Source organism: Motilibacter rhizosphaerae (assembly GCF_004216915.1).
GTDB lineage: Bacteria > Actinomycetota > Actinomycetes > Motilibacterales > Motilibacteraceae > Motilibacter > Motilibacter rhizosphaerae.
Map to the genome: position 1 here is coordinate 371,279 of NZ_SGXD01000003.1, position 19,296 is coordinate 390,574.

17 protein-coding genes and 1 tRNA gene are annotated in these 19,296 nt (G+C 73.6%); 9 read left to right on the plus strand and 9 right to left on the minus strand.

Going from position 1 to position 19,296, the window contains the following annotated elements; all coding sequences use genetic code 11:
- Positions 1 to 74: 74 nt before the first annotated feature.
- The 5 genes from EV189_RS12520 to EV189_RS12540 form a co-directional block, all read right to left on the minus strand.
- Positions 75 to 1,592, minus strand: coding sequence for a hypothetical protein (locus EV189_RS12520; protein ID WP_130493292.1), 1,518 nt, complete (start codon positions 1,590 to 1,592; stop codon positions 75 to 77).
- Between the two features lie 126 nt (positions 1,593 to 1,718).
- Positions 1,719 to 3,017, minus strand: a complete 1,299-nt coding sequence (locus tag EV189_RS12525; RefSeq protein WP_231116342.1) for a homoserine dehydrogenase — start codon at positions 3,015 to 3,017, stop codon at positions 1,719 to 1,721.
- Complete coding sequence (lysA, locus tag EV189_RS12530; protein ID WP_130493293.1) at positions 3,014 to 4,432, minus strand: diaminopimelate decarboxylase; 1,419 nt, start codon at positions 4,430 to 4,432, stop codon at positions 3,014 to 3,016. The genes EV189_RS12525 and lysA overlap by 4 nt, the downstream gene beginning before the upstream one ends.
- A 2-nt stretch (positions 4,433 to 4,434) precedes the next feature.
- Complete coding sequence (argS, locus tag EV189_RS12535) at positions 4,435 to 6,090, minus strand: arginine--tRNA ligase (RefSeq protein ID WP_130493294.1); 1,656 nt, start codon at positions 6,088 to 6,090, stop codon at positions 4,435 to 4,437.
- 32 nt (positions 6,091 to 6,122) lie between these two features.
- Positions 6,123 to 6,512, minus strand: coding sequence for a response regulator (locus tag EV189_RS12540; RefSeq protein WP_130493295.1), 390 nt, complete (start codon positions 6,510 to 6,512; stop codon positions 6,123 to 6,125).
- A gap of 73 nt (positions 6,513 to 6,585) precedes the next feature.
- Between EV189_RS12540 and EV189_RS12545 the strand changes: the two genes are divergently transcribed.
- Both EV189_RS12545 and EV189_RS12550 read left to right on the plus strand, forming a co-directional pair.
- On the plus strand, positions 6,586 to 7,449 hold the full coding sequence (locus EV189_RS12545; RefSeq protein WP_130493296.1) for an aldo/keto reductase: 864 nt from the start codon (positions 6,586 to 6,588) through the stop codon (positions 7,447 to 7,449).
- A gap of 251 nt (positions 7,450 to 7,700) precedes the next feature.
- Positions 7,701 to 8,630 carry a type IV toxin-antitoxin system AbiEi family antitoxin domain-containing protein gene (locus EV189_RS12550; protein WP_130493297.1) on the plus strand — a complete coding sequence of 310 codons (930 nt, stop codon included), beginning with the start codon at positions 7,701 to 7,703 and terminating at the stop codon, positions 8,628 to 8,630.
- Between the two features lie 95 nt (positions 8,631 to 8,725).
- Here the strand turns inward: EV189_RS12550 and EV189_RS12555 are convergent.
- The 3 genes from EV189_RS12555 to EV189_RS12565 form a co-directional block, all read right to left on the minus strand.
- A tRNA-Arg gene (locus EV189_RS12555) sits at positions 8,726 to 8,797 on the minus strand.
- A gap of 87 nt (positions 8,798 to 8,884) precedes the next feature.
- Positions 8,885 to 10,525, minus strand: coding sequence for an MDR family MFS transporter (locus EV189_RS12560; protein ID WP_231116343.1), 1,641 nt, complete (start codon positions 10,523 to 10,525; stop codon positions 8,885 to 8,887).
- Positions 10,526 to 10,623: 98 nt separating this feature from the next.
- Entirely contained in the window at positions 10,624 to 11,037 is a 414-nt protein-coding gene (locus EV189_RS12565) for a DUF2795 domain-containing protein (RefSeq protein WP_130493299.1), read from the minus strand.
- 109 nt (positions 11,038 to 11,146) lie between these two features.
- Here EV189_RS12565 and EV189_RS12570 point away from each other — a divergent pair, with 109 nt between their 5' ends.
- From EV189_RS12570 to EV189_RS12595, 7 genes are all read left to right on the plus strand, one after another.
- Positions 11,147 to 11,773 carry a nucleotidyltransferase gene (locus tag EV189_RS12570; RefSeq protein ID WP_196788570.1) on the plus strand — a complete coding sequence of 209 codons (627 nt, stop codon included), beginning with the start codon at positions 11,147 to 11,149 and terminating at the stop codon, positions 11,771 to 11,773.
- On the plus strand, positions 11,770 to 12,894 hold the full coding sequence (locus EV189_RS12575; protein WP_130493300.1) for a baeRF2 domain-containing protein: 1,125 nt from the start codon (positions 11,770 to 11,772) through the stop codon (positions 12,892 to 12,894). The genes EV189_RS12570 and EV189_RS12575 overlap by 4 nt, the downstream gene beginning before the upstream one ends.
- The gene (locus EV189_RS12580) at positions 12,891 to 13,415 is read left to right on the plus strand and encodes a hypothetical protein (protein WP_130493301.1); all 525 of its coding nucleotides are present in this window, start codon (positions 12,891 to 12,893) and stop codon (positions 13,413 to 13,415) included. The genes EV189_RS12575 and EV189_RS12580 overlap by 4 nt, the downstream gene beginning before the upstream one ends.
- A 91-nt stretch (positions 13,416 to 13,506) precedes the next feature.
- Complete coding sequence (locus tag EV189_RS12585) at positions 13,507 to 17,298, plus strand: multifunctional oxoglutarate decarboxylase/oxoglutarate dehydrogenase thiamine pyrophosphate-binding subunit/dihydrolipoyllysine-residue succinyltransferase subunit (RefSeq protein ID WP_130493302.1); 3,792 nt, start codon at positions 13,507 to 13,509, stop codon at positions 17,296 to 17,298.
- A gap of 10 nt (positions 17,299 to 17,308) precedes the next feature.
- Positions 17,309 to 17,482: a DUF6104 family protein gene (locus EV189_RS20215; RefSeq protein WP_165400274.1), complete on the plus strand. Its 174-nt coding sequence runs from the start codon at positions 17,309 to 17,311 to the stop codon at positions 17,480 to 17,482.
- 34 nt (positions 17,483 to 17,516) lie between these two features.
- Entirely contained in the window at positions 17,517 to 18,197 is a 681-nt protein-coding gene (locus EV189_RS12590; RefSeq protein WP_130493303.1) for an alpha-ketoglutarate-dependent dioxygenase AlkB, read from the plus strand.
- Positions 18,198 to 18,204: 7 nt separating this feature from the next.
- Positions 18,205 to 18,945: an AAA family ATPase gene (locus EV189_RS12595; protein WP_130493304.1), complete on the plus strand. Its 741-nt coding sequence runs from the start codon at positions 18,205 to 18,207 to the stop codon at positions 18,943 to 18,945.
- Here EV189_RS12595 and EV189_RS12600 read toward each other — a convergent pair.
- Complete coding sequence (locus tag EV189_RS12600; protein ID WP_231116344.1) at positions 18,912 to 19,217, minus strand: S24 family peptidase; 306 nt, start codon at positions 19,215 to 19,217, stop codon at positions 18,912 to 18,914. The genes EV189_RS12595 and EV189_RS12600 overlap by 34 nt on opposite strands.
- Positions 19,218 to 19,296: the final 79 nt, after the last annotated feature.

The window sequence follows — 19,296 nt, forward strand, 5'->3', positions numbered from 1 at the left end:
AGGTGCCCGGGTGCCGCCGTCCGGGAGGTGGACGCGCGGAGGGGGCTCCGCGCGCCCACCCGGGCGCGGACGGGCTAGGAGACCTTCGCCTTCGTCACGCCCCTGCCGTAGTGCGCCTTGGTCGCGGTGACGCCGAGGCTGCCCTTCTTCGCGGACTTCGGCACGCTCAGCGACACCGTGCCCTTGCTCCCGGTCGTTGCGGTCACCCCGTCGGAGAGGCGGACCTTCGCGCCGCTGACCGGGGTCCCGGCGTCGGTCACGAGGACGGAGACCGACCCGCCCTTGCCCGCCTTCGCGCTGTCGGAGACGACGGTGGCGGTGAGCGCGGGGTAGACCTGCGTGTGCCAGACGTTGTTCGGGGAGTCCCCGGCCTTCGTGTGCGTGCTCGCGGTGGCCAGCACGTCGAGCCGGCCGTCCACGCCGGCGACCGAGGTGAGCCGCCAGAGCGTGTCGGTGGACGGCGGTGCGCCGATCTTCACGGTCGCGCCGAACGCCGTGGCGGAGGGGTTGCTGCGCGCGGCGTACGCCACGTTGCCCTCGGTCCAGCTGACCCACAGCCGGCCGTCCGGCGTGGAGGAGATCCCGACCTGGCCGGCGTCCTCCGCGCGGATGCGCAGGGACTTCCCGGTCTCGACGTTGCGCACGAGGATCGCGTGCGCCGTCGGGTACCCCGTCGTGTACGCGAGGTAGACCCCGCCGCCGACCCGGGCGGCCAGGCCGACGCGGCGGTCGGGCGAGAGCGAGCTGCTCTCGCCCTTCACGAGCGTCCCGGGAGCCTGCTTCGGCGTCCCGGCGGTGGGGAGCAGCGGCGCGTAGAACACGCCCTGCTGGCTGGATGCGCTGGCGTTGGCGTAGAACGCCGTCCACACCGAGCCGTTGACGGTGTCCTGCGCCACCGCGCTGTCGTAGCTGCAGCAGCCATCGCCGCCGGGGATGGTGATCTGCGGGTCCTGCGGCACCTCGATGGCGGACTCGGCGGGGCCGGGCTGCAGGGCGGTCTGGTAGTACTCGCCGAGTCCCAGCCCCGAGCCGGACGTCACGGTGAGGACGGAGCCGGCGTACGGGATCGCGTCGAAGCCGTAGCCCGCGTAGGTCGAGGTCGACGAGGTGAGCGCGCCCGGCTGCGGGGTGAACGTGCGCCCGCCGTCGGAGCTGGTCGCGAGGAAGCCGCGCCCGCTGCTCCACGCCGCATTGGCGCTGCCGTCGACCGGGGGCAGACCCGAGAACGCGAGCGCCGTCTGGCCGCCGAGGGCGAGGACCACGGGCTGCCCGATGAGCCCGCCCCAGCCGGCCAGCGCGTCACCCGCGGGGGACGTGACCTTGCCCGCGGCGCTGAGGCTGGCACTGCGGTAGACCTCCGCGGAGCCGTCCACGTTCTGCCGCCACAGGGCGAGCAGCCCGCTGCCCACCCGCGCGATCACCGGCGGGTCGGAGATCGAGATGTTCGGGTTGGTCGTCGCGCCACTGAGGCCGGACACGTTGGTCCAGGTGCCGGGGGTGCCGGCGGAGGCCGGGGAGGCGGGCCCGGACAGGGCGAGGACGGGCAGGGCGGCGACGAGCGCGGCGCCGAGCCACCGTCGGGACGAGGGCATGCGGACTCCTGGGTCGGGTGTGGTGCTGGTCACCCTGCCGTGCCCCCTGACCAGGCACAAGGTCCCGGTCGCACCCGTCTCACCCTCTGCCCCTCGGGGCAGCGCGTCCTCGGCCGGAGCCGGGGCTCAGCCGCCCTCGACCCGCATGACGCTGCTGACGTCGCGGACGATCTCGAGGGCCCGCAGCTCCTCCACCGTCGCGGCGAGGGCCGCGTCGGGGGCCGTGTGCGTCACGAGGACGAGCACCGCGTCGTCCGCGTGGCCCTCCTGGCGCACGGTCTGGATGCTCACGCCGTGCCCGGCGAACGACTGCGCGACCGCCGCGAGCACGCCCGGACGGTCGTCGACGTCGAGGCTCACGTGGTAGCGGGTGACCGTGTCGCCCATCGGGCGGACGGGCAGCGACGCGTACGTCGACTCCCCCGGCCCGCTCGACTCCCCGGCGCGGTTGCGCGCTGCGGCGACCAGGTCACCCAGCACCGCGCTCGCGGTCGGGTCGCCGCCGGCACCCCGGCCGTAGAACATGAGCTCGCCCGCGGCCTCGGCCTGGACGAAGACCGCGTTGAAGGCGTCACCGACCCCCGCGAGCGGGTGCGTGGCCGGGATCATCGCCGGGTGCACGCGCACGCTGACCCCGCCGTCGACCAGCTCGGCGATGGCGAGCAGCTTGACGACGCGGCCCATCGCCCGGGCGCTCGCGACGTCGGCCGCGGTCACCTCGGTGATGCCCTCGCGGTGCACGGCGTCGAGCGGCACGCGGGTGTGGAAGGCGAGGCTCGCGAGGATCGCCGCCTTGGCCGCGGCGTCGAAGCCCTCGACGTCGGCGGTGGGGTCGGCTTCGGCGTAGCCCAGCGCGGTCGCCTCGTCGAGCGCCTCGGCGAAGCCGGCCCCCGACTCGGTCATGCGCGACAGGATGAAGTTGGTGGTGCCGTTGACGATGCCGAGCACGCGCTGCACGCGGTCGCCGACGAGCGACTCGCGCAGCGGGCGCAGGATCGGGATCGCGCCGGCGACGGCCGCCTCGTAGTAGAGGTCGACCCCGGCCTCCTCCGCCGCGGCGTACAGCGTGGCGCCGTCCTCGGCGAGCAGGGCCTTGTTGGCCGTGACGACGGACGCGCCGTTCTTGATGGCGGCGAGGATGAGCGAGCGGGCCGGCTCGATGCCGCCGATGACCTCGACGACGAGGTCGATGCCCGGCCGGGTCACGAGCTCCATCGCGTCGGTCGTGAACAGCGCCGGGTCGACGGGCACGTCGGCGCGCGAGCGCTCACGGCGTACGCCGATGCCGGCGATCTCGAGCGGACGCCCGACGCGGGCGGCGAGGTCGTCGGCGCTCTCCACGAGCAGGCGGGCGACGGAGCTGCCGACCACGCCCGAGCCCAGCAGGGCGACGCGCAGCGGCTCCTTGGCGGGCTCCACCATCATGCAGCTCCCTGCGGTCCGGCCCCCGGGTCGAGGCGCAAGAGGTCGTCGTCGGTCTCGCGGCGCAGCAGCACCTGCACCTGCCCGTCGCGCACGGCCAGGACCGGCGGGCGGGGCACCGCGTTGTAGTTGCTCGCCATGGACCGGCAGTACGCGCCGGTGCCCGGCACGGCCAGCAGGTCCCCCGCTTGGACGTCGGCGGGCAGGAACTCGTCCTTGACCACGACGTCGCCGCTCTCGCAGTGCTTGCCGACGATGCGGCTGAGCGCCGGCGGGGCGCTGGAGCTGCGCGAGGCGAGCGTCGCGGAGTAGCTCGCGTCGTAGAGCGCGGTGCGGATGTTGTCGCTCATGCCGCCGTCGACCGCGACGTACTGGCGCCGGGCGCCGGCGTCGAGCGCGACCTGCTTGACCGTGCCCACCTCGTAGAGCGTGAACGTCGTGGGCCCGACGATCGCGCGGCCCGGCTCGACGGCGAGGTGCGGGACCGCGATGTCGAGCTGCTCGCACTCGCGCTCGACGATCTCGCGCAGCCCCTTCGCCAGCTCCTGCGGGGTCGACGGGTCGTCGGCTGTCGTGTAGGCGATGCCGAACCCTCCGCCGAGGTCGGCCTCGGGGAGCACGATCCCGTTGTCGCGCTGGATCTTCGCGTGCAGGGAGAGCAGGCGCCGTGCGGCGATCTCGAAGCCGGAGGTGTCGAAGATCTGCGAGCCGATGTGGCTGTGCAGGCCGCGCAGCTCGAGCGCCGGTGCGGCCAGGACGCGGCGCACCGCCTCCTCGGCGTCCCCCGCGGAGACGGAGAAGCCGAACTTCTGGTCCTCGTGCGCCGTGGCGATGAACTCGTGGGTGTGCGCCTCGACCCCTAGGGTCACCCGCACGAGGACTGCCTGCTGCACACCGGCTTCGCGCGCGACCTCGGCGAGCCGGTCGATCTCCTCGAACGAGTCGACGACGATGCGCCCGACACCGGCGGCCACGGCCCTGCGCAGCTCGGCGACCGACTTGTTGTTGCCGTGCAGCAGGAGCTTCTCACCGGGGACACCGGCGGCCAGCGCGACCGCGAGCTCGCCGCCCGTGCTGACGTCGATGCCGAGGCCCTCCTCGACGAGCCAGCGGGCGACGGTCGTGCAGAGGAAGGACTTGCCCGCGTAGAAGACGTCGGCGGGCGCGAAAGCGGCGGCGAACGCCCTGGCACGGCTGCGGAAGTCCGTCTCGTCCATGACGTACGCGGGGGTGCCGTGCGCCTCCGCGATCTCGCGGACGTCGGCGCCGGCGACGCGCAGGGCACCATCGTCACCGCGCTCGACGCCCTGGGCCCAGAGCGCGGGCACGAGGCCGTTGACGTCGCGGGGCTCCTGGAGCCACGCGGGGGCGAGCGGGCCGGCCTGGCCGTGCAGGGCCCCGGCGGGGTGGGCGCGCACGGCTACATCCGCTCCGGCGCCGAGACGCCCAGCAGCGCCAGGCCGTTCGCGAGCACCTGCCGCGTCGCCTCGCACAGCCACAGCCGGGCGCGGTTGAGCTCGCCCGGCTCCTCGTCGCCCATCGGCAGGACGCGGCAGGCGTCGTAGAAGCGGTGGTAGGTCCCGGCGAGCGCCTCGAGGTAGCGCGCCACGCGGTGCACCTCGCGCAGCTCGGCGGCGGTCGCGACGACCCGCGGGAACTCGGCGAGCGCGCGCAGGAGGTCGTTCTCCCGCTCGTGGTCGAGCAGGCCCGCGTCGTAGGACTCCCCGCGCTGCAGGCCGTGCTCGGCGGCGTTGCGCAGGACGGAGGCGATCCGCGCGTGGGCGTACTGGACGTAGAAGACGGGGTTGTCGTTGGCCTGCTTGGTGAGCAGGTCGATGTCGAGCACGAGCGTGGAGTCGGTGGACGAGCGCGCCAGGCTGTAGCGGATCGCGTCGACGCCCGCGAGCTCGACGACGTCCTCGAGCGTCACGACGTTGCCGGCGCGCTTGGACAGCCGCAGCTCACCCCCGCCCTGCACCACCTTGACGAACTGGCCGATGAGGATCTCGATCGCCCGCTCGGGGTCGTCTCCTGCGCAGGCCGCGATGGCCTTGAGCCGCGCGACGTAGCCGTGGTGGTCGGCGCCGAGCATGTAGATGCTGGTGTCGTAGCCCCGCGCGCGCTTGTCGAGGTAGTACGCCGCGTCGGCCGCGAAGTACGTCGGGACCCCGTCCGCGCGGATGAGCACGCGGTCCTTGTCGTCGCCGAAGTCGGTGGTGCGCAGCCACACCGCGCCGTCGCGGTCCTCGATGTGGCCCTGCGCGCGCAGCGTCTCGACCGCGCGCTCGACGCCGCCACCAGCGTGCAGCGTCCGCTCGGAGAACCACACGTCGAAGTGCGTGCGGAAGCTGTCCAGGGTCGCCTGCTGCTCGGCGAGCTGGGCGCGGTAGCCCTCCTCCCGGAAGGCCGCGAGCTGCTCGCCCTCGGGCAGGTCGAGGATGTCCGGGCGGGCGGTGAGCACGGCCTTGGCCAGGTCGGCGACGTAGGCGCCCTGGTAGCCGTCCTCGGGGGGCTCCTGCCCGAGCGCCCGGGCGCGGATGGACGCGGCGAACTTGTCCATCTGCGCGCCCTGGTCGTTGATGTAGAACTCGCGCGTCACCGTGGCGCCACTGGCGGACAGCAGTCGGCCCAGGCAGTCCCCGACCGCCGCCCAGCGCACGTGGCCGAGGTGCAGCGGACCGGTCGGGTTGGCGCTGACGAACTCCAGGTCGATGCGCTGGCCCGCGAGCGAGTCGTTGCGGCCGTACGCCTCCCCCGCCTCGACGACCCGGCCGGCCACGGCACCGGCGGCGGCCGCGGCGAGGGTGATGTTGAGGAAGCCGGGGCCGGCGATCTCGACGCCGGCGACGGCCGGGGCCTCCCGCAGCCGGGTCGCGACGACCTCGGCGACGGCGCGCGGGGGTTTGCCCGCCTGCTTCGCCAGCTGCAGCGCGACGTTGGTGGCGTAGTCGCCGTGGGCCTTCTGCCGGGGTCGCTCGACCGTCACGCTCGCGGGGGGCTCGACGTCGATCTCGCCCGCCGCCGCGGCAGCGGCGACGGCCGAGCGGATGGCCTCGGCAAGCTCAGCGGGAGTCACCGCACGAGCCTACCGGGGCGGGCACCCCCCGCTCAGCCGCGTTCTGCGCCGCCATCGGTGAGCCCGAGCACGATGCGGACGAGGTCCTCGGGGTCGAAGGGCTTGGTGACGTACGCGTCGACGCCGATCTCCTCGGCCCGCTTGAAGTCGCTCTCCTGCGCGCACGCGCTGACGATGACGATCGGCAGCTCGCGGGTGCGCTCGTCCTGGCGCAGCCGCTCCGCCGTGCCGAAGCCGTCCATGTCCGGCATCGTGACGTCGAGCGTGACGATGTCGGGGGCGAGGTCGTGCACGCGGTCCAGGGCCTCGCGCCCGTTGCAGGCCGTGACGACCTCGAAGCCCTCGAGCGAGAGGTTGAGCGAGATGAGGTCCCGGACGCTGGCGCTGTCGTCGACGACGAGGACCCGGGCGGGTCGCGGCATGGGACAAGGCTAGAACAGGGCATGACGGGGAAGCAGGCGTTCGGACAGTCGTTGCGAGTGGAAGGACCAGCACATGCAGAAGCGCCGTATCGGGGACGTCGAGGTCGGGGCCATCGGCCTCGGCGGCATGCCGATGTCCATCGAGGGCCGGCCCGACGAGGAGCGCTCGATCCGTACCATCCACGCCGCGCTCGATGCGGGCGTGACGCTCATCGACACGGCCGACGCGTACCACATCGGGGCTGACGAGGTCGGGCACAACGAGTCGCTCATCGCGAAGGCCCTGGCGAGCTGGAGCGGGGACTCGTCCTCGGTCCTCGTGGCGACGAAGGGCGGCCACCTTCGCCCGGGCGACGGCTCGTGGACGGTCAACGGGCACGCCGACTACATCAAGTCCGCGTGCGAGGCCTCGCTCAAGCGGCTCGGGGTGGACGCGATCGGGCTGTACCAGTACCACCGGCCCGACCCCGAGGTCGACTACGCCGAGCCGATCGAGGCCCTGCGCGACCTGCTCGACGCGGGCAAGATCCGCATGGCGGGCATCTCCAACGCCAACCTGGACCAGATCCGGCAGGCGAACGAGATCCTCGGCGGCCGGCTCGTGTCCGTGCAGAACCAGTTCTCCCCGTCGTTCCGCTCCTCGGAGCCGGAGCTGGAGCTCTGCGACGAGCTCGGCATCGCGTTCCTGCCGTGGAGCCCGCTCGGCGGCATCACCTCGGCGGCCGACCTCGGCTCGAAGTTCGCCGCGTTCAAGGAGGTCGCCGACGCGCACGGCGTCTCGCCGCAGCAGGTCTGCCTGGCCTGGGAGCTGGCCAAGTCCCCCGTCGTCATCCCGATCCCCGGCTCGAGCCGGCCGGAGACGATCCAGGACTCTTTGAAGGCCGTCGACCTGGCGCTGAGCCCGGACGAGGTGCTGAAGCTCGACGACGCGGGCTGAGCCCGCGGGCGGTCGCCGCTCAGCGGCCGCACCCCCAGTTGATCGGGGCCCCCGATCGAACGGGGCTCCGGGAAGAGCAGATGGGGCTCGTGTCCAGCACATGCGCTGGGAACGGGCCCCATCTGCTCGACATGAGCAGACCGTCGGGCACGAGGCCGCGACCTCGTCCACAGCCACGCCGGACAGGCGAGTCGTCCACAAGCAGGTGGCGGACGCGGTACGCGGGGGCGCGCCCCGCCGACACTGCGGCGGTGCCCGACGCCCTGCAGCTCCTCGACACGACGCGCCCGTTCACCCGTGCGGCCGCCCTGCGAGCCGGCTACAGCCAGGACGAGGTGCGCCACCGGCTGCGCCGCGGGCTCTGGGTGCGGCTGCGGCACGGCGTGTACATGGACGCGGAGGCGCACCGCAGCCTGCGCACTCCAGCCGAGCGGCACCGCGCCCTGGTGCTCGCCCACCTGCTCAAGCTGGGACCCGGCGGCGTCGCCAGCCACCGCTCGGCCGCGCTGCTCCACGGCCTGCCCCTGCTGGAGCTGCCCGGACCGGTCGAGATCACCCTGCCGGAGGGGACGCAGCGCTCGGGCCCGGCGCTGCGCGTCTACCAGTCGCCCCTTCCCGAGGGGTCCCTCCTCGTCGCTGACCCGCCGCTGACCAGCGTGGCGCGCACTGTGCTCGACCTCGGACGTGCGCTGCCCTTCCGCGACGCCCTGGTCGCGGCGGACGCCGCCCTCAACACGGGCGCGGTCGGCAAGGAGGAGCTCCGCGCGTACCTCGAGGTCGTCCGCACCTGGCCCGGGTCGCCTGGTGCTGCGCGGGTGGTCCGCTTCGCCGACGGCCGCGCGGAGTCGCCCGGGGAGACGCTCTCGCGCATCGACCTGAGCAGCATCGGCATCCCCGACCTGGAGCTCCAGGCCGTGGTCGAAGGGGCCTCCGGACGCGCCTGGCGCGTCGACTTCCTCAGCCGCGCGCTGCGGACGGTGTTCGAGTTCGAAGGCAAGGTCAAGTACCTCGACGGCACCCTGGAGGAGGGGCGCCGCGCCCTGCTCCGCGAGAAGGAGCGCGAGGACGACCTGCGGCTTGCCGGCTACGGCTTCGTCCGCATCAGCTGGGCGGAGCTCGGCCGGCCGGCGCTGCTCCGGCGCAAGCTCGAGGTGGCCGTCAGTGGGCTGCGGGCGAGCTGATCCCGAGCAAGTGGGGCTCAGGTCCAGCACATGCCCTCGGGCTGGGCCCCGATTGATCGGGGACCCCGATCAAGTGGGGGTGCTGGCAGCAGAGGTGCCCCCGGCAGGATTCGAACCTGCGCACACGGCTCCGGAGGCCGATGCTCTATCCCCTGAGCTACGGGGGCTCGGGCGACGCAGACGATACCAGCCGCCGCGCCCCCACCGCGTACGCCGCGGGCGGCCGACCGCGTGGACCGGCCGCCCGACGCGCGTCAGGTCGCGGGGACGGCCTCCTCCGCACGGGCCTGCGCCGCGGAGCGGCTGCGCAGCGGCAGGTCGGGCAGGAAGAGGATGACGACGAGCCCGGCGAGCATGACGAACCCGGCCAGCACGAAGATGAGGTCCATCGAGGACGCGAAGCCCGCGCGGAACGGGTGCGCCAGCGCCGGGTCGAGGTGCTTGAGGAACGACGTGTCCTCCAGCGAGGAGCCCGACCCGCTGCCCTGCAGGGACTTCGCCTGGTCCGGGTGGGCCTGCGCGGCGGCCTGGAACTGCGGCGTGCGCTGCGCCTTCGTGAACTGGTCGCCGATCCGGCCGCCGATCGTGCTGAAGAGCACGGAGAGGAAGATGGCCGCGCCCGCCGTGCCGCCCATCTGCCGGAAGAACGTCACCGCGGCGGTCGAGACGCCGATCTCGCGCGGCGACGACGCGTTCTGCACGGCCGTCACGACCGGCTGCATGTTGCCGCCGAGGCCGAGGCCCATGATGAGCATGACGATCATGACGAGCACCAGCGAGGTGTCGGCGCCGACGCGGCTGAAGAGGAACAGCGCGACGACCATGAGCGTGCTGCCGATGATGGGGAAGATGCGGTAGCGGCCGGTCCGGGCGATGAGCTGGCCGCTGATGACCGAGCCGATCATGATGCCGAGGACGAGCGGCAGCGTCTGCAGGCCGCCCTTGGTCGGCGAGGAGCCCTTGACCACCTGCAGGTAGAGCGGCAGGACGAGCAGCCCGCCGAACATCGCCATGCCGACGATCGTGCTGCTGAGGCTGGCGATCGCGAACGTCCGCCCCTTGAACAGCCGCAGCGGCAGCAGCGCCTCGTCGCCGTACGCCCGCTCCGCCAGGAGGAACGCGACCAGGCCGATGGCGCCGATGACGTAGCAGGCGAGCGAGCGGCCGGAGCCCCAGCCCCACGTGCGGCCCTGCTCGGCGACGGTCAGCAGCGGGACGAGCGCGACGACGAGCGAGAGCGACCCGGGCCAGTCGATCCGGTGCTCGTTGCGGTGCGGGGTCAGGTGCAGCACCCGCGCGACCACGACCATCGCGATGAGGCCGATCGGCACGTTGACCCAGAAGACCCAGCGCCATCCGGTGATCCCGATGATGCTGTCGGTGCCGGCGAAGAAGCCGCCGAGCACGGGGCCGAGGACGCTCGACGTGCCGAACACCGCGAGGAAGTAGCCCTGGTAGCGGGCCCTCTCCCGCGGGGGCACGATGTCGCCGATGATGGCCAGCGCCAGCGAGAAGAGCCCGCCCGCGCCGAGGCCCTGCAGGGCGCGGAAGCCCGCCAGCTCGTACATGTTCTGCGAGAGCCCGCAGAGCGCCGAACCGACGATGAAGATGCCGATCGCGAGCATGAAGAACTGCTTGCGGCCGTACATGTCCGAGAGCTTGCCGTAGAGCGGCGTCGTGATGGTCGACGTGATGAGGTACGCCGTGGTCGCCCACGCCTGGATGTCGAAGCCCTTGAGGTCGTCGGCGATCGTGCGGATCGCGACCGAGACGATGGTCTGGTCCAGCGCCGCGAGGAACATGCCGAGCATGAGCCCGCTGATGATGGCGAGGATCTGGCGGTGCTCGTAAGAGACGGGCTCGCTCTCGACCGGAGCGGCGGCGGCGGTGGACACGGCTCTCCTTGCTGCAGCGTCGGGTGTCCGTCCCAGTCTGTACCCCCGGGCAACCACCGCGCTCGCCAGTATCCCGGGCGAGCGCGGCCGCGGCGCGGTCAGAAGCGCTGCTCGCGGCCCCCGCCGAGCGCCTCCCAGACCTCCTGCACGTTCGCGTACTCGCGGTCCTGCGGCAGGCGCGCGATCTCCTGCAGGACGCGGTCGGTCGCCTGGCGCTCGACGGCCACCTCGCGCAGGGCGTCGGCCGTCGCGGGCCACACCTCCTTGCCGAGGTACGACGCGAGCTCGCTGCGCCCCTCGACGTCGCCCGCGTCCACGCCGGCAGGGGTGCCGCCGGTCAGCGTCCCCTCCGCGGAGAGGTCGGCCGTCGGCTGGTCCTCGCCCGAGGGCTCCGGGTCCTTCCACTCCTCCGCGTGGGTCGAGTGCCCGCTGCGGACGAGCCCCTCGACCTCGCCGGCCAGCCCGTCGTCGGTGCGGGGCCCGTGCTTGTCACTGCCGCGTTCGATGGTCATGCCGGAGCCGGTACCCCGCACCGGCGTACCGGATGCGCGGCCGGACCGCCCGTTTCGTCCCGGTCACGACGCATGTGTCCCCCCAGGGGGCCCGGGTACAGGTCAGCGCATGAGCGCACTCGAGCCCGACCTCATCGAGACGACGAAGCTCGTCGCGGTGACGCTCAAGAAGGCGCAGGTCCCCTTCGCCCTCGCCGGCGGCTACGCCGTCTACGCCCGCGGCGGGCCGCCGAGCGTCCACGACACGGACTTCTTCCTGCGCGAGCGCGACGTGCCCAAGGCGCTGGACGCGCTCGGCGACGCCGGGCTGCGGCACGAGCGCTGCGCGGAGGACTGGCTGGTCAAGGTCTTCCACGGCGACCTGCTCGTCGACCTCATCCACCAGATGAACGGCCGGCCCGTGGACGACGCGATGCTCGGGCGCTGCGACGAGGTCGAGGTCGGCAGCGTGCGCATGCCCGTGCTCGACGCGGCGGACATCCTCATCGGCAAGCTGCTCGCCCTCTCCGCCCACCACTGCGACCTGGCGCCGCTGCTCGCGGTCTCGCGCGCGCTGCGCGAGCAGGTCGACTGGGACCGCGTGCGCGCGCAGACGCACCACAGCCCGTACGCGCGCGCCTTCCTCACCCTCACCGACGGTCTCGGCATCACGGCGGACGCCCCGGCCGACACCGTCGAGCACGTCCCGGACACCATCCCGGCCGACGACATCCCCGCAACGGAGGACCTCGCATGACCCGCCTGTCGCACCTGCGCGCGCTCTACGACGAGCGCGGCCCGCTGGCCACCGTGTACCTCGACTCCACCCGCACCACCGAGACCGGGGACCACGAGGTGGAGCTGCGCTGGGCTGCCCAGCGCGCCGCCCTCGAGGAGGCCGGTGCGCCGCGCGACGTCATCGAGGCGTTGGAGCCGAGCGCACTGCGCCCGACCGGCGTGCCGGGCGGGACCACCACGGTGCTCGTCGGCGGCGCCGACGGCCTGCTGTTCGAGTCCGTGCTGCCGCTGCGGATGCCCGAGCGCGCCTCCTGGGCCCTGCTGCCCGACCTCGCCCCGCTGGTCGTGGCGCTCGGCCGCACCGCGCCGTACGTCCTGGTGCACCTCGACCGCACGGGCGCCGACATCGACGTCGTCGGGCCGCTCGGCGAGACGCAGGCGCACGAGACCGTCCAGGGCGGCACGCACCACGGCCGCAAGGTGAACGCCGGCGGCTGGTCGCAGAAGCGCTACCAGCAGCGGGCCGAGAACCTCTGGGAGGAGAACGCCGACCAGGTCGCCGCCGAGCTCGACCGGATCCTCGCCGAGACCGGGATCGAGATCCTCGCGGTCACGGGCGACACGCAGGTCCGCGAGAAGCTCGCCGACGCCCTCGGCCAGCGCGGGCGCGCGGCGTACGTGCCGCTCGAGTCCGGCGGCCGCGGCGCCGGCAGCAGCGAGGAGGCGGTGCGCGAGGAGCTCGGCCGCGTGCTCGCCGCGCACGTCACCCGGCAGTCCGAGGACCCGGTGTCGCGCTTCCGCGAGCAGACCGGCGCCGGGCACGGCGCCGCGCTCAGCGGCCGCGCCGCGGTCGTCGAGGCGCTGCAGAAGGGGCAGGTCGACGCGCTGCTCGTCACCCCCGACCTCGACGACGACTCGACGCTGTACGTCGGCGCCTCCCCCGAGCAGCTCGCCACGAGCGAGGCCGACCTCGCCGCGATGGGCGTGGAGGGCGGTCAGGCCGTCCGCGCGGACGCCGCGCTCGTCGCGGCCGCCGTCGCGACCGACGCCGGGGTGGTGGTCGTCCCCAAGGGGCGCATCGACCTCACCGACGGGGTGGGCGCCCTGCTCCGGTACGCCGACGCCACCTCGAGCTCGTGACCGGGCTCCACGAGGCCGCCGCCCCGCGGCCCGGGACGCTCCAGGTGTGGAGCGACCCGAGCTGCCCGGCCGCCACCCGCGGGCTCGCGGCGATGCGGCGCACTCGCGAGGAGCTCGGGCTCGAGACCGTCGTCGCGGTGGAGCTGAGGGCGTTCCCGCTCGTGTGGGCGCACGGCGCAAGCACCGACGACGTCCCCGTCGAGCACGCGGCCGTCCGCGCGGCCCAGCTGCCCGGCATCGGCTCGCTCGCGGCCTCCGAGGAGCTGGACCGCCGGCTGCGCGACGCGGGCGGCGGCGACCCGCTCGCCCTGGCCGAGGACGTGGACGGCCTCGACGCCGCGGCCCTGCGCGAGCGGCTCGGCGAGGGCGAGCAGCTCGTGCGCGAGGACTGGGCGCTCGTGCCCGAGCTGGGCGTCGAGGGGAGCCCGTACGTCCGGCTCGCCGACGGCACCACGGCGTACGACCCGGCGGACGGCGACTGGGACCGGTTGCTGCGCGCGGCCCTCGCCCCCGAGGGCTGAGCGCGCAAGCGTGCGTACTACCCTTGACCAGGCTGTCCTGGCCGGTCGACCGGCCCCTTGTCGATTGTTGCGGAAGTAGGCGAACGCCGCCGTGTCCCAGCCCACGTCCTCGCAGAGTCCATCGGCGACGGGCTTCGGCCCCAACGAGTGGCTGGTCGACGAGCTGTACCAGCAGTACCTCGCGGACCCCGACTCGGTCGACAGGGCGTGGTGGGACGTCTTCGCCCAGCGGCAGAGCGGGACCGACGGGGGGACCGCGGCCGCCCCGGCTCCGGCAGCACCACCCGCGCCCCCGGCACGGCCCGCAGCAGCAGCGCCCGCCGCCCCGCCCGCGCCCTCCCCCCAGCCCGCCGCCTCCGGCCAGCCCGCACCGCTCGCACCGTCCCAGCCCGCCCGCGCCGCCGTCGCCCCGGTCCCCGCGGCCGCCGCCGCTCCCGCCCCCGCCGCCGTCGCCCGCCCGGCCGAGAACCGCGCCGCGAACCCCGCGCCGCCGCCCGCGCCGAAGCCCGCCCCGGCCCCCGCGACCGAGCCGCAGACCGTGCCGCTGCGCGGCCCGAGTGCCCGCGTCGTCACCAACATGGAGGCCTCGCTCGAGGTCCCCACCGCGACGAGCGTGCGCGCGGTGCCGGCGAAGCTGCTCATCGACAACCGCATCGTCATCAACAACCACCTGCGCCGCGGCCGCGGCGGCAAGGTGAGCTTCACGCACCTCATCGGCTACGCCGTGGTCCGCGCGGTCGCCGGCATGCCGGACATGAACGCCGCCTACACCGAGGTCGACGGCAAGCCCGCGGTGCTGCGCCCCGCGCAGATCGGGCTCGGTCTGGCGATCGACCTCGCCAAGCCCGACGGCACCCGCCAGCTGCTCGTCCCCGCCATCAAGGGCGCGGGCGCGATGGACTTCGCGCAGTTCTGGACGGCCTACGAGGACGTCGTGCGCCGCGCCCGCGGCGGCAAGCTCACCGCCGACGACTTCGCCGGCACCACGATCAGCCTCACCAACCCGGGGACCATCGGCACGGTCCACAGCGTCCCGCGCCTGATGAAGGGCCAGGGCGCGATCGTCGGCGTCGGCGCGATGGAGTACCCCGCGGAGTACCAGGGCGCCTCGCCCGAGACCCTCGCGCGGCTCGCCATCAGCAAGGTGCTCACGCTGACGAGCACCTACGACCACCGCATCATCCAGGGCGCCCAGTCGGGCGAGTTCCTCCGCCGGGTGCACGCGCTGCTCCTCGGCGAGGAGGGGTTCTACGACGAGATCTTCCGCGCCCTGCGGATCCCGTACGAGCCGGTGCGCTGGGCGGCGGACGTCGCGGCGAGCCACGAGAACGACATCGCGAAGTCCGCGCGCGTGCAGGAGCTCATCCACGCGTACCGCGTCCGCGGGCACCTCATGGCCGACACGGACCCGCTGGAGTTCCGCCAGCGCAGCCACCCCGACCTCGACGTCGTGAACCACGGCCTCACGCTGTGGGACCTCGACCGGGAGTTCGCGACGGGGGGCTTCGGCGGCAAGCCGATGGCGCTGCTGCGCGACATCCTCGGGACGCTGCGCGACGCGTACTGCCGCCGGGTCGGCCTGGAGTACATGCACATCCAGGACCCCGAGCAGCGCCGCTGGATCCAGGACCACGTCGAGCACGTCCAGGACAAGCCCGACCGCGAGGAGCAGCTGCGCATCCTGCGCCGGCTCAACGCGGCCGAGGCCTTCGAGACCTTCCTGCAGACGAAGTTCGTGGGGCAGAAGCGGTTCTCGCTCGAGGGCGGCGAGTCGCTCATCCCGCTGATGGACGCGCTCATCTCCGCGGCGGCCGACAGCGGGCTCGACGAGGCCGCGATCGGCATGGCCCACCGCGGTCGGCTCAACGTCCTCGCCAACATCGCGGGCAAGAGCTACGGGCAGATCTTCCGCGAGTTCGAGGGCAACCAGGACCCGCGCTCGGTGCAGGGCTCCGGCGACGTGAAGTACCACCTCGGCACCCAGGGGCGGCTCACCTCGCCCAGTGGCAAGGAGTGCAAGGTCTACCTCGCCGCGAACCCCTCGCACCTCGAGGCGGTCGACCCGGTGCTCGAGGGCATCGTGCGCGCGAAGCAGGACCGGCTGAACAAGGGCGGCGGCGACGAGGGCTACTCGGTGCTGCCGATCCTCGTGCACGGCGACGCGGCCTTCGCGGGCCAGGGCGTCGTGGCCGAGACCCTCAACCTCTCGCAGCTGCGCGGCTACCGCACCGGCGGCAGCGTGCACGTCATCGTCAACAACCAGGTCGGCTTCACGACCTCGCCGGCCTCCTCGCGCTCGTCGTTCTACTCGACCGACGTGGCGCGGATGATCCAGGCGCCGATCTTCCACGTGAACGGCGACGACCCCGAGGCGTGCGTCCGGGTGGCGCGACTGGCGTTCGAGTTCCGCCAGCAGTTCCGCAAGGACGTCGTCATCGACATGGTCTGCTACCGCCGCCGGGGCCACAACGAGGGCGACGACCCCTCGATGACGCAGCCGCTCATGTACGCCCTCATCGAGGGCAAGCGCTCGGTGCGCAAGCTCTACACCGAGGCGCTCATCGGCCGCGGCGACATCAGCGTCGAGGACGCGGAGCAGTCGCTGCGCGACTACCAGGAGCAGCTCGAGCGGGTCTTCCTGGAGACGCGCGAGGTCGGTACGGGCCGGGCCCCCGCGGCGCTCGACGCGCCGGAGGAGCAGCAGCAGCGCCCCCACGCCGAGCCGCGGCCGACGGCCGTGCCGGTGGAGGTCGTCAAGCGGATCTCCGACGCGCACGTCAACATCCCCGACGGCTTCACCGTCCACCCCAAGCTCAAGTCCCTGCTCGAGCGCCGGGCCGCCATGGCGAGCGAGGGCGGGATCGACTGGGGCATGGGCGAGCTGTTCGCCTTCGGCTCGCTGCTCCTCGAGGGCGTGCCGGTCCGGCTGGCCGGACAGGACAGCCGCCGCGGCACCTTCGTCCAGCGCCACGCGGTCCTCATCGACCGCAGCACCGGCGCCGAGTGGACGCCGCTCGCCAACCTGGGCGAGGGACAGGGCCGGTTCTACGTCTACGACTCGCTGCTCTCGGAGTTCGCGGCGCTGGGCTTCGAGTACGGCTACTCCGTCGCGCGTCCCGAGGCGCTCGTGCTGTGGGAGGCGCAGTTCGGCGACTTCGTCAACGGCGCGCAGACGATCATCGACGAGTTCATCTCGTCCTCGGAGCAGAAGTGGGGCCAGCGCTCCTCGGTCGTGCTGCTGCTCCCCCACGGCTACGAGGGCCAGGGGCCGGACCACTCCTCCGCGCGCATCGAGCGCTTCCTCCAGATGTGCGCCGAGGACAACATGACGGTCGCGCAGCCCTCGACGCCGGCGAGCCACTTCCACCTGCTGCGCCAGCAGGCCTACCGCGAGCCGCGCCGCCCCCTCGTCGTCGCGACGCCGAAGTCCATGCTCCGGCTCAAGGCCGCCGTCTCCAGCGCGGAGGACCTGGTCTCGGGCACCTTCCAGCCGGTCATCCCGGACACGGCGGCCCTCGACCCGCGCCGGGTCGACCGCGTCGTGCTCTGCTCCGGCAAGGTCTACTGGGACCTCGTGGCGGAGCGGACCAAGCGCGCCGACGAGCGGACGGCGGTCGTCCGGCTCGAGCAGCTCGCCCCGCTGCCGGTCGAGGAGCTGCTGCAGGCGGTGGCGCCGTACTCCGGGGCAGAGCTCGTCTGGGTGCAGGACGAGCCGCAGAACCAGGGCGCCTGGTCCTTCGTCCTGCTCAACCTCACCGAGCGGCTCGACGGGCGGCGGCTGCGGGTCGTGTCCCGCCCGGCGTCGGCCTCGCCGGCGGTCGGGTCGCACCGGGCGCACGAGGCCGAGCAGAAGGCGCTCGTCGCCGCGGCCTTCGACCGCTGAGGACGGCGGGGTGTACGCGAGCGACCGCGGGCTCGAGGAGCTGGAGACCCGGCGGGGTGACGAGGAGGTCACCCTCGCCTGGCTCGCCGAGCGGCTGCGGGTGTTCGTCGACCTGTTCCCGGAGTTCGAGGTGCCGGTCGAGCGGCTCGCCACCTGGCTGGCCCGGGCGGACGACGAGGACTAGCGCGTCCGCGGTCCCGCGACCTACACTCGAACACATGATCGAAGCGGTCGGCCTGCAGGGCTCGCTGTTCGACGAGGGCGCGGTGCGGCCCGACCGTGCCTTCACCGGGCTGCGGAGGATCGCGCTCGACGAGCGCAGCTGGGTGGACTCGTGCCCCAGCTGGCTCGGTGGCGCCGACGCGCTGTTCGAGGAGCTCCTGGGCACGGGCCGCTTCACCCGGCGCACGGTGCGGGTGTGGGACAACGAGGTGCTGGAGCCCCGCATGACCGCGGGCTTCGACGTGGAGGTCGACTCGCGCGGGGCGGGCGCGGCACCCGCCGCGCTGCGCGACGTCGCAGCGGCGGTGTCCGAGCGCTACGGCGTCACCTTCGACCGGATCTGGGTCAACCTCTACCGCGACGGGCGCGACAGCGTCGCCTGGCACGGCGACCGGAACCGCCACTCCCACCGCGACCCGCTGGTCGTCACCGTGTCGCTCGGCGCGACCCGGCGCTTCCTCCTGCGTCCGCGCGGCGGGCGGACCGCGCTCGAGCTGCACCCCACCGGCGGTGACCTGCTCGTCATGGGCGGGGCCTGCCAGCACGAGTGGGAGCACACGGTGCCGAAGGAGGCCGCCGTGACCGCGCCGCGGATGAGCGTCACGCTGCGGCACACCGCGCACCTCGACCGGCCCGGCGAGCGCGCCGAGCTCGCGGGCCGGGGCCGCACCTGGTGAGGAGCGGATGACCGGCCTCGACCGCCGGCCCGTGCGCCGCGTCCAGCGTCGTGCGGGCGAGGAGCTGCCCACGGGCTGGCCCTACGACCTCCCGCCGGTGCGTCAGCTGCTCCGGGACGGGCTGGACCTGCCCGAAGGGGTCACCTTCCTCGTCGGCGAGAACGGCAGCGGCAAGTCGACCCTCGTCGAGGCGCTCGCCATGGCGTACGGCCTGAACGCCGAGGGCGGCAGCCGCGGCGCGCAGCTCAGCACCCGGCGCAGCGAGTCCGACCTCTCCGACCACCTCCAGCTCGTCCGCGGGATCGACGCGCCCCGCTGGTCGTTCTTCCTGCGCGCGGAGACGATGCACGGGCTCTACACGTACCTCGAGGCCAACCCGGGCAAGCGGGACCCGGCCTTCCACGAGATGAGCCACGGCGAGGGCTTCTTCGAGGTCCTGCTCACCCGCTTCGACTCCGCGGGCTTCTACGTGCTCGACGAGCCGGAGTCGGCGCTGTCGTTCTCCTCCTCGCTCGCGCTCGTCGGCGTCCTCGCCGAGCTCGTCGAGAAGGGCTCGCAGGTCGTCTGCGCGACGCACTCGCCGCTGCTGTGCGCCCTGCCCGGCGCCACCATCCTCGAGCTCGACGACCAGGGCTACCACGAGGCGGCCTGGGAGGAGCTCGAGATCGTCGACCACTGGCGGCGCTACCTCGGGGACCCGGGCGCCTACCTGCGTCACATCCTCCCGAACGAGCGCAGCGGCCGGTAGCGCAGCACCACGACGCCGAGCACGTCCCCGGGCGGCACCGGGCGGCCGATCGTCCAGGAGTCCGTGCCCTCAGCCGGGTTCTCGCTCTCGACCCACCACCCGTCCGCGTCGCGAACCCCCGCGCGCTTCACCGCGAGCGGCCGGTCGGGGAGCCGGACGACGACGGCCCGGCCCGGGCGCGGCTCGCGGCCGGTGCGGACCAGCAGCCGGTCGCCCGGCCGCAGCCGCGGCAGCATCGAGCGACCCTCCACGACCGCGCGCAGCCAGCCCATGCAGCCTCGCCCCTCCCGTTGCCCCGGCGCCGTCCGGGGGTAGTGTCCCTGGAGGTAGATCCTCACCCAGTTGAAAGGT

Bases quoted from the DNA above. Each gene is read 5' to 3' on its own strand.
- EV189_RS12595 (WP_130493304.1), top strand. From the start codon at position 18,205: ATGACCGGCCTCGACCGCCGGCCCGTGCGCCGCGTCCAGCGTCGTGCG.
- EV189_RS12565 (WP_130493299.1), bottom strand. From the start codon at position 11,037: ATGACCATCGAACGCGGCAGTGACAAGCACGGGCCCCGCACCGACGAC.
- EV189_RS12600 (WP_231116344.1), bottom strand. From the start codon at position 19,217: ATGGGCTGGCTGCGCGCGGTCGTGGAGGGTCGCTCGATGCTGCCGCGG.
- EV189_RS12545 (WP_130493296.1), top strand. From the start codon at position 6,586: ATGCAGAAGCGCCGTATCGGGGACGTCGAGGTCGGGGCCATCGGCCTC.
- EV189_RS12575 (WP_130493300.1), top strand. From the start codon at position 11,770: ATGACCCGCCTGTCGCACCTGCGCGCGCTCTACGACGAGCGCGGCCCG.
- EV189_RS12525 (WP_231116342.1), bottom strand. From the start codon at position 3,017: ATGATGGTGGAGCCCGCCAAGGAGCCGCTGCGCGTCGCCCTGCTGGGC.
- EV189_RS12520 (WP_130493292.1), bottom strand. From the start codon at position 1,592: ATGCCCTCGTCCCGACGGTGGCTCGGCGCCGCGCTCGTCGCCGCCCTG.
- EV189_RS12590 (WP_130493303.1), top strand. From the start codon at position 17,517: ATGATCGAAGCGGTCGGCCTGCAGGGCTCGCTGTTCGACGAGGGCGCG.
- EV189_RS12540 (WP_130493295.1), bottom strand. From the start codon at position 6,512: ATGCCGCGACCCGCCCGGGTCCTCGTCGTCGACGACAGCGCCAGCGTC.
- EV189_RS12570 (WP_196788570.1), top strand. From the start codon at position 11,147: ATGAGCGCACTCGAGCCCGACCTCATCGAGACGACGAAGCTCGTCGCG.